Source organism: Gordonia sp. PS3 (assembly GCF_041950545.1).
GTDB classification, from domain to species: domain Bacteria; phylum Actinomycetota; class Actinomycetes; order Mycobacteriales; family Mycobacteriaceae; genus Gordonia; species Gordonia sihwensis.
The window spans coordinates 2,358,249-2,370,499 of record NZ_CP169524.1 but is presented as its reverse complement, the minus strand read 5'-3'; the positions used below and the strand labels follow the sequence as shown (position 1 = coordinate 2,370,499).

General features: G+C 67.6%; 9 protein-coding genes and 1 pseudogene. 8 read left to right on the top strand and 2 right to left on the bottom strand.

The features are described from left to right. Positions 1-30: 30 nt before the first annotated feature. Positions 31-432 (bottom strand): TIGR02611 family protein, encoded by a 402-nt coding sequence (locus ACE11G_RS11005; RefSeq protein WP_006896610.1) that lies wholly within the window; start codon positions 430-432, stop codon positions 31-33. Positions 433-753: 321 nt separating this feature from the next. Here ACE11G_RS11005 and ettA point away from each other — a divergent pair, with 321 nt between their 5' ends. The 4 genes from ettA to ACE11G_RS10985 all read left to right on the top strand — a co-directional run bounded on the left by ettA (position 754) and on the right by ACE11G_RS10985 (position 8,453). Beyond that, positions 754-2,430 carry an energy-dependent translational throttle protein EttA gene (gene ettA, locus ACE11G_RS11000; RefSeq protein WP_006896611.1) on the top strand — a complete coding sequence of 559 codons (1,677 nt, stop codon included), beginning with the start codon at positions 754-756 and terminating at the stop codon, positions 2,428-2,430. A gap of 205 nt (positions 2,431-2,635) precedes the next feature. Continuing rightward, positions 2,636-7,234: an NAD-glutamate dehydrogenase gene (locus tag ACE11G_RS10995; protein WP_375002164.1), complete on the top strand. Its 4,599-nt coding sequence runs from the start codon at positions 2,636-2,638 to the stop codon at positions 7,232-7,234. A 14-nt stretch (positions 7,235-7,248) separates the two neighbouring features. After that, positions 7,249-7,755, top strand: coding sequence for a thioesterase family protein (locus tag ACE11G_RS10990; RefSeq protein WP_006896613.1), 507 nt, complete (start codon positions 7,249-7,251; stop codon positions 7,753-7,755). Then, positions 7,752-8,453, top strand: coding sequence for a hypothetical protein (locus ACE11G_RS10985; RefSeq protein WP_062367604.1), 702 nt, complete (start codon positions 7,752-7,754; stop codon positions 8,451-8,453). The genes ACE11G_RS10990 and ACE11G_RS10985 overlap by 4 nt, the downstream gene beginning before the upstream one ends. Here the strand turns inward: ACE11G_RS10985 and ACE11G_RS10980 are convergent. Further along, entirely contained in the window at positions 8,450-9,166 is a 717-nt protein-coding gene (locus ACE11G_RS10980) for a GntR family transcriptional regulator (protein WP_062367605.1), read from the bottom strand. The two genes, ACE11G_RS10985 and ACE11G_RS10980, sit on opposite strands and share 4 nt — an antisense overlap. Before the next feature lie 129 nt (positions 9,167-9,295). On the opposite strand from ACE11G_RS10980, the gene ACE11G_RS10975 reads away from it, so the two are divergent. From ACE11G_RS10975 to ACE11G_RS10960, 4 genes and pseudogenes are all read left to right on the top strand, one after another. After that, positions 9,296-10,138 (top strand): fumarylacetoacetate hydrolase family protein, encoded by an 843-nt coding sequence (locus tag ACE11G_RS10975; RefSeq protein ID WP_062367623.1) that lies wholly within the window; start codon positions 9,296-9,298, stop codon positions 10,136-10,138. A gap of 17 nt (positions 10,139-10,155) precedes the next feature. Further along, a pseudogene (locus ACE11G_RS10970) lies at positions 10,156-11,244 on the top strand (FAD-dependent oxidoreductase); the annotation flags it as partial. Beyond that, on the top strand, positions 11,242-11,901 hold the full coding sequence (locus ACE11G_RS10965) for a hypothetical protein (protein ID WP_375004136.1): 660 nt from the start codon (positions 11,242-11,244) through the stop codon (positions 11,899-11,901). The pseudogene ACE11G_RS10970 and the gene ACE11G_RS10965, both read left to right, overlap by 3 nt. Before the next feature lie 30 nt (positions 11,902-11,931). Continuing rightward, positions 11,932-12,246 (top strand): nuclear transport factor 2 family protein, encoded by a 315-nt coding sequence (locus tag ACE11G_RS10960; RefSeq protein ID WP_062367606.1) that lies wholly within the window; start codon positions 11,932-11,934, stop codon positions 12,244-12,246. The last annotated feature ends 5 nt before the right edge of the window (positions 12,247-12,251 follow it).

Sequence of the window (12,251 nt, the reverse complement as noted above, 5' to 3'; positions counted from 1 at the left end):
CCGCCGCGGCCGGGCCCGCCCGGCGGGCGGCTATGCGATCGCGAGTTGGAGTTGGCCGAGCTGAAGCGCACGCTGATGCTCGATCCAGCTGCGGAAATACACCAGGCCCGAGTGGTAGTCGAGGTGTCCGGCGGTCCACGTGCGCGCGGCGTGTGCCACGTCGGCGGTCATCTCGCCCGCCTTGTGGAGCAGTCTGCGCATGAACGAGGTCACGCGGTGCGCCCATTCGAACTCGGTGGACAGGACGCCGAGGCCGAGGAAGAAGGTCACCCAGCCGGGGCCCGGGATCGGCAAGGGGATCATCACCAGGCCGGCGAGCACCAGAAGTGTGCCGACGAAGCCGACGCCGATGCGGTAGAAGCGGTTGAGGACCGGTTGCTGACGGATCGCATAGCGTCGTCGCCGGTGCCAGATCTTCAACCGGAGTCGCATCGTGGACAGATCCCCTCGTCGTCGTAGCGGTTACCCACAGGTAACGGGTGGCCCCGCAGGGCGGTTCCCAGTGTGACACACCACACTGTGGATCGTCAGGTGCGCAGCCGTGTGTCACGTATTCGACCCACGGCCCGGGGCACGCATCGCCGCGGCGGCCGGGTACCGCGGCCGTCCGGAATCGGCCCGCGCCGGGACCGATAGGATGGACCACAGAACCATGCGCCGGCGCAGAGGCGTTCGGCCAGCATGTCCGAAGAGCAGTCATTTTCAGAGCAATCATTTCGTCGCAGCGAAGGCTGCAGGCAGGAGCTGTAACCGGTGGCCGGTGAGTTCATTTACACGATGAAGAAGGTGCGCAAGGCGCACGGCGACAAGGTGATCCTCGACGACGTCACCATGAGCTTCTACCCCGGAGCCAAGATCGGTGTCGTCGGTCCCAACGGCGCGGGCAAGTCGTCGATCCTGAAGATCATGGCCGGGCTCGACCAGCCCAGCAACGGCGAGGCCTTCCTCGATCCGGAGGCCACCGTCGGCATCCTCCTGCAGGAGCCGCCTCTCAACGAGGAGAAGACGGTCAAGGAGAACGTCGAGGAGGGCATGGGCGAGATCAAGGTGAAGCTCGACCGCTTCAACGAGATCGCCGAGCTCCTGGCCACCGATTACTCCGACGAGCTGATGGAGGAGATGGGCAAGCTCCAGGAGGAGCTCGACAACGCCGACGCCTGGGACCTCGACTCGCAGCTGGAGCAGGCGATGGACGCCCTGCGGTGCCCGCCGCCGGACTCTCCGGTCACGAACCTCTCGGGCGGTGAACGCCGACGGGTGGCGCTCTGCAAGCTCCTGCTCCAGAAGCCCGACCTGCTGCTCCTCGACGAGCCGACCAACCACCTCGACGCAGAGAGCGTGCTGTGGCTGGAGCAGTTCCTGGCGAACTACCCGGGCGCCGTGCTCGCCGTGACGCACGACCGCTACTTCCTCGACCACGTCGCTCAGTGGATCTGCGAGGTGGACCGCGGCAAGCTGCACGGCTACGAGGGCAACTACTCGGCCTACCTGGAGAAGAAGGCCGAGCGCCTCGAGGTCCAGGGCAAGAAGGACCAGAAGCTGCAGAAGCGCCTCAAAGAGGAGCTCGCGTGGGTCCGCTCGGGCGCCAAGGCCCGCCAGACCAAGAACAAGGCCCGCCTGGCCCGCTACGAGGAGATGGCGGCCGAAGCCGAGAAGCACCGCAAGCTCGACTTCGAGGAGATCCAGATCCCGACCCCGCCGCGGCTGGGCAACGTGGTGGTCGAGGTGAGTCACCTGGACAAGGGCTTCGACGGTCGCGTGCTGATCAAGGACCTCTCGTTCACTCTGCCCCGCAACGGCATCGTCGGCGTGATCGGCCCCAACGGCGTCGGCAAGACGACCCTGTTCAAGACGATCGTCGGGCTGGAGCAGCCGGACTCGGGCGAGGTGAAGGTCGGCGAGACCGTCAAGCTCAGCTACGTCGATCAGGGTCGCTCGAACATCGATCCGAAGAAGACGGTGTGGGAGGTGGTCTCCGACGGTCTCGACTACATCGAGGTGGGCCAGAACGAGATGCCTTCGCGCGCCTACGTCAGCGCCTTCGGCTTCAAGGGCGCCGACCAGCAGAAGCCGTCCGAGGTCCTCTCGGGCGGTGAGCGCAACCGGCTGAATCTGGCGCTGACCCTGAAAGAGGGCGGCAACCTGATCCTGCTGGACGAGCCGACCAACGACCTCGACGTCGAGACGCTCAGCTCGCTGGAGAACGCGCTTCAGGAGTTCCCCGGCTGCGCCGTCGTGATCTCCCACGACCGCTGGTTCCTGGACCGGACCTGTACCCACATCCTGGCGTGGGAGGGCAACGTCTCCGAGGGGCAGTGGTTCTGGTTCGAGGGCAACTTCGAAGCCTACGAGGCCAACAAGGTGGAGCGTCTCGGCGCCGACGCGGCCCGCCCGCATCGCGTGACGCACCGTCGCCTCACTCGCGACTGACGGTCCGCCGCCGAACCGCGGCACCGAACCCGAACAGAGCCGATCCGGAACGTCCGGATCGGCTCTGTCGCTCTCGCGCGGGATCCGAACACGGGGCGCCACGGCGCGGTAACGTACGAGCCGTACGACGCTAGCAAGGTGGATCCCCGGCCGCCGGTCGGCTCGTGTTGCGCTCTGCCTTGGTCCACTAGGGAGGCAGATCAGAGTGACCGTCCCATTCGCTACGGAGTTCGCGGCCTACTATTTTCCCGATTTCTCCGACGGCGCCGCCGTTGCGTCGTCGGCCTGGGACCGCCTCGAGCGTCATCTGCGCCTCGGCGAGGTCCGTGAGCCGGGGGAGACCGCGGTCGCGACCACCGATCTGCCGGACGGATCGATCCAGATTCAGATCGTCGCCGACGACGCCCCGCTGCTCGTCGAATCGACGCTGGCGGTGCTGGACAGTCGTGGTCTGACGATCGTCGCGAACGACCATCCGGTGCTCGCCGTCCGCCGCGATGACCAGGGGCGGATCGTCGGCCTCGACGATGTGGTCGTGGTCGGCGGTGACGAGGCGGGAGCCGAGTCGTGGATCAGCGTCACCACCGCCCCCGCGTCCGGCGTCGACGGTGACGAACTGTGCGCCGATGTCGGCGGGGCACTCACCCGGGCACAGGCGGTGCACGCCGACGCCGCCCAGATCCATCGACGGCTGCTGAGCTTCGCGGACGCGTTGAGCGCGGACGACGAGGACGCGGACCTGCTGAGCTGGTTCGCCACCCGCGACAACTTCCTGCCCGTGGGCGCCCGCACCGCCGGCGGGCACGCGGAGAACGGCCTCGGGGTGTGGCGCGATCCGGACACCGACCGGCCGGAGCCGGTGGCGGGCGAGGAGCCGGTCGGCGTCGACCAGGTGTATCTGCCGACCGGTCTGCTCCGCAGCCGCTTTCCGATCATGGTGCGCGTCCGACTGGACGGCGTCGAGCACCAGGTGGTCGGCACCATCACCTCGATCGGCCTGTACCAGTCGGTGCGGTCGGTGCCCGGAGTCCGCGGCCGGGTGGCCGATGTCCTGCGTGGACTGGGTCTGAGCGAGGACTCCTACAGCGGACTGGCGGCGCTGGAACTGCTGCAGACGTATCCGCTCGCGGACCTGATGGCCGGCGACAGTGCCGAGCTCACCCGCCGGATCGGCGAACTCCTCGAGGCCCAGACCTCGCGCAATCCGCGGTTCTACGCCAGGACCGGTCCCGCTCGCGGTTTCGCGAGTGTGCTCATCTTCATTCCCCGCGAGACCTACTCGACCGCGGTGCGGTCGAGGGTTGTCACGTTGCTCGAGGAGGAACTCGGCGGCAGCCGTACTGAGTTCCTGACCCGCCTCTCGCACTCGCCGCTGGCCCAGCTGCAGGTGCTGATGCGCACCGATCCCGAGGCGCGGCACCGGGTCGACGACCGCCTGCTGGACCGGTTGAACGAGGCGGTCCGCTCGTGGCCGGACCGGGTGCGCGCGGTGCGGGAGGCCGACCCGGAGGTCGCCCGGCTGCTCGGCACCGTCAGCGAACGCTACCGGGACGAGCGGGATCCGCAGGATGCGGCCGTCGACCTGCCGATCGCGGCGGGCCTGGCCCCCGGCGGACTGCACGTCAGACTCGACCGGACCGATCCGGAGGCCTGGCGGTTCGTCCTCTACCTCGCCGACCAGCGTGCCGCGTTGACGCAGATCCTCCCGATGCTCCAGAGCCTGGGCCTGACCGTCCTCGACGAGCATCCGCACGTGGTGGACCGCCCGGACGGGGTGCAGGTGGCCGTCTACGACTTCACGGTCCGGCCCGCGCCGCACGTCGACGTCGCCGAGGCCGGCGACGTGGACGCGCGGATCGCCGAGGCGTTCTCCGACATGTGGCTCGGCGTCACGGAGGTGGATGCGCTCGGCGAGTTGGTGCTGCGCGCCGGGCTGACGTCCCGGACGGTGGCGATGATCCGCGCGTATGCCCGCTACCTCAATCAGTGCGGCGTCGGATTCGCGATGACCCACGTGGCCGCGGTCCTCGGCAACCATCGCGGTGTCACCAACGGGCTCGTGGAGTTGTTCGAGGCCAGTTTCGATCCGGACGGCGCGGAACCCGGACGGCGCGACCGTGCGCTCGAGGATCTGCGCGCGCGCATCGCGGAGATCCTCAGCTTGGACGCGGACCGAGTGGTGAGCGCGCTCGCATCGGCGGTCGAGGCCACCCTGCGGACCAACTTCTACGCAGACTCCGGCGACCCGGCGGCCGGCATCGGACCGACGATCGCGATGAAGCTCGACACCGGCGCGATCCCGCGGGCCCCGCAGCCGAGGCCGAAGTTCGAGATCTACGTGTACTCACCCAGGGTGGAGGGGGTGCATCTGCGGTTCGGCGATGTGGCGCGCGGGGGACTCCGCTGGTCGGACCGTCGTGAGGACTTCCGCACCGAGATCCTGGGGCTGGTGAAGGCGCAGGCGGTCAAGAACGCGGTGATCGTGCCGGTCGGCGCCAAGGGCGGTTTCGTCCTCCGTCACCCCCCGGTGGCGACCGGCGACGCGGCCGTCGATCAATCGGCACTGCGGGAGGAGGGAATCGCGTGCTACCGGGCGTTCATCGCGGCCCTGCTGCAGATCACCGACAACCTCGATCCGGCCACCGGCCGGGTGCGGCCGCCGGCGCGCGTCCTCCGGCGCGACGGCGACGATCCGTACCTGGTGGTCGCCGCAGACAAGGGCACGGCCAGCTTCTCCGACATCGCGAACGAGGTCGCCGACCACTACGGTTTCTGGCTCGCCGACGCGTTCGCATCGGGCGGCTCGGTCGGCTACGACCACAAGGCCATGGGCATCACGGCCCGTGGAGCGTGGGAGTCGGTCAAGAGACACTTCCGCGAAATGGGAGTCGACACGCAGACCCAGGACTTCACCGTGGTCGGCATCGGCGACATGAGCGGTGACGTCTTCGGCAACGGCATGCTGCTCTCGCGGCACATCCGGCTGGTGGCTGCCTTCGACCACCGGCACATCTTCATCGACCCGGATCCCGTGGCCGCGACCTCCTACGCCGAGCGGGCCAGACTCTTCGCACTGCCGCGGTCGACCTGGGACGACTACGACCGCAGCCTGATCTCCGCAGGCGGCGGCGTGTGGTCACGCGAACAGAAGTCGATCGACGTCACACCGCAGATGCGGGACGCCCTCGGGCTCGACGACGCCGTGGAGAGGATGTCGCCGCCCGACCTGATCCGCGCAGTGCTCCTCGCGCCGGTCGACCTGCTGTTCAACGGCGGCATCGGGACGTACGTGAAGGCGTCGGACGAGGCCGACGCGGAAGTGGGAGACAAGGCCAACGACCCGATCCGGGTCACCGGCGGGCAGCTCCGGGTCCGGGTGGTCGGCGAGGGAGGCAATCTCGGCGTCACCCAGCGCGGCCGGATCGAGGCCGATCTGGCGGGAGTGCGCATCAACAGCGACGCCCTGGACAACTCGGCGGGTGTCGACTGCTCCGACCGCGAGGTCAACATCAAGGTGCTGTTGGGCTCGCAGATCTCGGCGGGCGTGCTGGACGCCGACGACCGCAACGACCTGCTGTTGTCGATGACCGACGACGTCGCCGAACTGGTCCTCGCGGACAACATCGACCAGAACGCCGAACTCGGTCTCGCGCGCGACACCGCGGGAGAGGACGTGGAACTGCACGCGCGGATGCTCGCCCACCTCGCGTCGACCGGCGTCGATCTGGAACTCGAGGCCCTCCCGACTCCGGAGCAACTGCGCAGACGCCGCGCGGGCGATCTCCAGCGCGGACTCACCAGCCCCGAGCTGGCGACGATGATGGCCCATGTGAAGCTCGACGCCAAGAGCAGGCTGCTGGAGTCGGGTCTGCCGGACAACGACATGTTCGACGCGCTGGCGTCGGGCTACTTCCCCGAACCCCTGCGCGCCAGGTTCGCCGCGGGAATCCGGACTCACCGTCTCCGGCGGGAGATCGTCACCACGGTGCTGGTCAACAGGATCGTCGCCGACGGAGGCATGACACACCTGTACGCGCTGGGGGAGACCTCCGGAACCGAAGTCGAGGATGCGACGCGTGCGACGGTGGTGGCGATGCGGGTGTTCGGTGCCGCCGCGCTGCTGGAGGAACTGAGGACCGAGCAGGTCTCCGCCACGACGGTCGACGACGCGACCCGCCGGATCCGCAACCTGCTCGCGGCGGGGTCGCGCTGGTTTCTCGCGCACCGTCCGCAACCGCTCGCGATCGCCGCCGAGACCACCCGGTACGCGCAGGTCGCGGATCTGGGAGGACGCCTGGACGAATGGCTCACCGGTACGGCCGAGCGCTCGGTGCGGGAACGGGCCGCGGCCCTCGCCGACAGCGGCGTCCGGCCCGCACTGGCGCAGGCGGTGGCGATCAGTCCCTACCGGCTGCAACTGCTCGACGTGCTCGACATCGCCGAGATCTCCGACCGCTCGCCCGACGAGGTGGGCGAGCTGCTGTTCGCGGTGGTCGAGCGGTTCGGGATCGACGAGCTGGTCTCCCAGATCGCCGAACTCGGGCACGCCGACCGGTGGACCCAGCTGGCACGGTTGTCGTTGCGCGACGAGGTGTTCGCGGTGCTGCGCTCGCTGACGCGTGCGATCCTGACGATGTCCGAGCCCGAGGAGCCGGCCGCCCAGAAGATCTCGGACTGGTCGCAGGCGAGGTCGGCGATGATCGCGCGGACCGAGTCGACACTCGCCGATCTGGCCGCCACCGGCCGGTGGGACCTCGCCACCCTGTCGGTGGCGGTGCGCTCGTTGCGTAGTGTGGTCGGCTAGGAGGCACACAGCGCATGGCAGATCAAGAATCCCTCGCCGTAGACGAGAACGTCGACAAGCGAAGGCTTTTCGCGGATAACGGTTGTCGGACCGACCGGGGGTACGAGGTGTCGGTCCCGGTGCGGTGGTCGGATATGGACGTATTCGCGCACATCAACCACGCGCGCATGGTGACCCTGCTCGAGGAGGCGCGGATCCCCTGGCTCTTCTACGATGACAAGCCCACCGCGCTGATGCGCAAGGGCTGTCTCGTCGCCGACCTGCACGTCAAGTACCAGGGACAGATCCGCCACGACGAGTCGCCGATCCGCGTCACCATGTTCGTGGAGCGACTGCGTGCGGTCGACTTCACGGTGGGCTACGAGGTCCGGCCGTACGGAGCCGATCCCGAGTCCCGTCCGTCGGTGGTCGCCACCACTCAGCTGGTCTCCTTCGACATCGACACGCAGCGGCCCCGGCGCATGACCGCCGACGAGAAGGCGTATCTGCAGAGCTTCCTCCGCGAGCCGGTGAACAGGTGACCGACGCGGCGGCGGGGGAGCGGGTGCTGGTCCCGCACGGGCCGGCCGACCGAACCGATCTGGCGGCATTCCTGGAACGGGCTCGCCGGGTGGACGACTCCGGCGTGCTGCGGGTTCAGCAGCGGCCGGACGGGCGCGTCGGGTTGTGGGTGCGCACCGGCTTCGACATCCTCGCGACCCGCTCGGTGTTCGGTTCGGTGACTCCGGCCGACGTGGTCGCCGACGTCGGCGCGATGTCGGCGGCGGTGGGCGGCGACGGTCCGCTCCCGCTCGGCTTCGCACTGCCCGGAGCCTGGCAGGGCGCGCTGCCCCCGTCGGACGGCTTCGACCACCTCGACGACGTCCCGGCGCGCGAGCTGGTGTCACTCGCCCGCAGGGGCGCCGACGTGGCCCGCACGGAATCCGGCGCGCTCGGCCCGGCGTCGTCGTTGCTGGATCAGACGGTGATCGAGGTGAGCGGGCCGAGCGGGTCGGGCGCTCGGGCGAAGGTGTCGATGCGTGCGGTCTTCGCCCTCACCGCGATGGGCTTCGTCCGCGACGCCGCCGGCCGCGAGATCACTGCCGACTCACCGATCGACGCGATCGCGCCGGACGAGCCGGTGCGGGTCCGTCTCTCGTCCAGCTGGGTGCGGGTGGACGCGCGCTTCGGCTCGGTCTACCAACGGCGCTCGGTGCTGAATCTGGCCGTGCGCAGCTAGGCGGACACGCCGCTGCCCACGTTTCCGGCCGACATCGATTCCTGCCGGTGGTCGGTGCCGAGAAGAATGTCGGTGGTGTGGCTGATATGCCGCGCCAACGCCTCGACCGCGGCATCGGCATCTCGCGCGAGTGCGAGTTCCATGAGTTCACGGTGTTCTGCGATCACGTCACGGTCCGGGTGCCTGAAGTGCTGCTGGGACCACGAGCGGTAGAGCTCTGCGGAATCACGCAACGATGTCGCGATCCCCAGCAGTCTGGAGTTTCGGCAGCCGGCCAACAGCGCATGATGGAAATCGGCGTGCGCCCGCGACCACGCGTCGCCCACGCGTTCTGGATCGTCCCGGTCGTACTGCGGAGTCCTCTCGAGTGTGTGGTGCTTCGCGACCAGATCCGACTCCCACGGAGTGTCGCCTTCAGCCAGTGACATGCGGAACACCAGGCACTCGATCGCCACGCGCGCCGTTGTGAGTTCGATCAGGTCCTCTGCGGACAGCGGGGTCACCTGAAACCCCTGGTGCGGTTGAGACCGGACGAGGTCCTGTTCGACCAAGCGGGTCAGAGCTTCGCGAAGCACCCCTACGCCGACGCCGTATCTGGTGCTCAGTTCCGGGAACTTCAGTTTCTCGCCGGGTGTCAACCTGCCGGCCAGAATGTCGGCTCTCATCGTCGCGAACGTGTCGTCCGCGCGGGTCCCATACGTGGATCGCGCCATGCTTCGACCCTAGCAGGAAAGGAACTTCCGTATAACTTTCTACTTTCTCTTGACGGATGGAAAGTTGTGGCGCATGCTGAAACGCACACCGCAGAGTGGCGCCCGTCACTCTGGAAGAGGAGGATGACGATGAAGCTGGCGAATCTTGCAGGACGAGCGGTACTGGTGACCGAAGACGGGGCGGCCGACATCGCCCGCGACAGCGAAGGGCGTTTCGGGCCGGATCCGGAGTCTGTGCTCGCACGCTGGGATGAGTTCCGCGAGTGGGCGCGGGCAGCTGCATTGACGCCGCAGAGTTTCGACGAGACGTTGCTCGGACCGCCGGTGTCGAGGCCGCGGCAGATCTTCGCCATTGCGCTCAACTATCGGGAACACGCCGCCGAGTCAGGATTCGAAATCCCGGCCAGGGCGTCGGTGTTCACCAAATTCGCCTCATCTCTGACCGGACCCTTCGGGGACATCGCCCTCGTCGACGGGAACGTCGACTGGGAAGCGGAGCTGGTGGTGGTGATCGGTCGGGAAGCACGCGGAGTGCATGTGGAGAACGCGTGGGACCACGTCGTGGGACTGACCAACGGCCAGGACATCTCGGAGCGATCCCGTCAGCTCGCCGGACCCGCACCGCAGTTCAGTCTCGCCAAATCGCATCCCGGCTTCGGCCCGATCGGGCCCTGGGTGGTCACTCCGGACGAACTGGAGAATCCGGACGATCTGGAGATCGCTTGCGCGATCGACGGAGAAGAGGTCCAGAAGAGCTCGACCTCCGACCTGATCTTCTCCGTACCCGAACTGATCGCACAGCTCTCCGAGGTCGTCACGCTCTACCCGGGCGACCTGATCTTCACCGGGACCCCGGCCGGAGCCGGCCTCGCCGCGGATCCGCAACGCTACCTCGCCGCCGGCGAGGTGCTGACTACCAGCATCGAGGGGCTGGGTCAGATGAGCAATCGCCTCGTCGCACCCCGCGACTGACGAGAAGGAGATAAGCCATGAGAGTCGTCGAGACCGATGTGCTCGTCGTGGGTGCCGGGCCCTCCGGACTGACAGCTGCGGCGTTCCTGGCGATGCACGGCGTCGATGCCGTCACGGTCACCAAGTACCCGCGTACCGCCAACACGCCGAGGGCACACATCACGAACTAGCGCACCATGGAGGTCATGCGCGACCTCGGGATCGAGGATCAGGTGCGCAGCGTCTCCGTCCCCAACGAGTTGATGGCCGACAACGTGTGGGCCACCAGCATGGCGGGCAAGGAGATCGCCCGGGTGAAGACCTGGGGGACGAAGGTCGACCGTAAAGCGGATTACGAGGCGGGAAGCCCGTCGGCCATATGCAACATGCCCCAGCACCTGTTCGAGCCCTTGATCTTGCAGGGTGCGCTCGACCGCGGGGCCGACATCCGGTTCTCCACGGAACTGACCGAGATCTCGCAGGACGCCGACGGGGTCACCGCGACCGTTCGATACAGCCACACCGGTGAGACCTATCAGGTGCGGGCGAAGTACGCGATCGGCGCCGACGGCGGTCGCTCGACGGTCGCCGAGCAGTTGGGATTCTCACTCGAGGGAGAAACAGGGCTCGGCTACGCGGTCAACATCTGGCTCGAAGCCGATCTGTCCAAGTACCGCGCTCACCGGCCGGGCGTGCTGTTCTGGACCGCACAGCCCGGCAAGGACTTCTGGCTCGGCTCCGGAGTCTTCATCACCGTGCGGCCGTGGAACGAGTGGGTGCTGGTGTTCATGTACGACCCGGACACCGAAGAGATCGACACCAGCGAGGAAGCCATGCTGCCTCGCATCTACAAGGCCATCGGTGACGACAGCATTCCGGTCACGATCAAGAACGTCTCGACCTGGCAGGTCAATCACGTACTCGCCTCCGAGTACCAGCGGGGGCGGGTGTTTCTGGCCGGCGACGCCGCACACCGCCACCCACCGGCGAACGGGTTGGGGTCCAACACCTCCATTCAAGACGCGTACAACCTCGCTTGGAAGCTCGCCGCGGTCGTCAAGGGGCAGGCCGGACCATCTCTGCTCGAGAGCTACCACCAGGAGCGTCATCCGGTAGGCAGGCAGGTGGTGGACCGCGCCTTGAAGAGTGCAGACATCGTCGGGCGGGTCCCGTCGATCCTCGGCATCCGGCCGGGCCAGACCGACGAGGAAGGGTGGGCGGCGATCGACGAATTCGTCGCCGACACCGATGACGGACGCAAGCGGCGCAAGGCGCTTGAAGACTGCATCGACGAAAACGCCTACCATTTCCACGCGCACGGTGTCGAACTCGGCCATCGGTACACCTCGACGGCGGTGGTCGGCGACGGGACCCCGTTCCCGGCTCACACTCGCGATCCCGAGCTCTACTATCAACCGACCACTCATCCAGGCGCATATCTGCCGCATGTCTGGATCGAGCGGAACGGCGAACAGATCTCGACACTCGATGCCGTCGGTCACGGCAGATTCACAGTGATCACCGGAATCGGCGGCGAGGCGTGGGTCGCGGCTGCCGAGAAGATCGGTGCGGAGGTGGGCGTCGAGATCGCGAGTGCCCCCATCGGTTACCGTCTCGCCTTCGACGACGTATACGGCGACTGGGCGCGAGCCCGCGAGATCTCCGACGGCGGCTGCCTGCTGGTCCGGCCCGACCGTCACATCGCCTGGCGGAGCCACGGCATGGCAGACGACCCGCTCAGCGCGCTGCGTGAAGCGATCGACGCCGTCCTGTCCCGAGTCTGACTCCGCTCCATCTGATGAAGGAGGCTTCCAATGACCATCACGACCGGCACCATGACCGACGAACAGCGTAAGTCAGTCGCTCTCGAGTTCCTCAAACGCGTCGATACCGGTGGCGACGTCATCGAACTCTTCGCCGACGACGCTCTGTTCTGCTTCCCCAAGTACGGCATGGTTCGAGGCGTCGAGAAGATCGAGGAGTTCCTCGGCGAACTCGGCGGATTCATCTCGTCGATCGAACACCACTCCGCCTACTTCAACTACATCGTCGACGGCGACAGGGTCGTCGTCGAAGGCACCAGCCACGCCGACGCCGACTCCGCCCGCTACCCGTGGCTCACCAGATAACCGCT

Excerpts from the sequence above, each read along its gene's own strand:
- ACE11G_RS11005 (WP_006896610.1), bottom strand. The coding sequence starts at position 432 with ATGCGACTCCGGTTGAAGATCTGGCACCGGCGACGACGCTATGCGATC.
- ACE11G_RS10990 (WP_006896613.1), top strand. The coding sequence starts at position 7,249 with ATGGCAGATCAAGAATCCCTCGCCGTAGACGAGAACGTCGACAAGCGA.
- ACE11G_RS10980 (WP_062367605.1), bottom strand. The coding sequence starts at position 9,166 with ATGGCGCGATCCACGTATGGGACCCGCGCGGACGACACGTTCGCGACG.
- ACE11G_RS10975 (WP_062367623.1), top strand. The coding sequence starts at position 9,296 with ATGAAGCTGGCGAATCTTGCAGGACGAGCGGTACTGGTGACCGAAGAC.
- ACE11G_RS10960 (WP_062367606.1), top strand. The coding sequence starts at position 11,932 with ATGACCATCACGACCGGCACCATGACCGACGAACAGCGTAAGTCAGTC.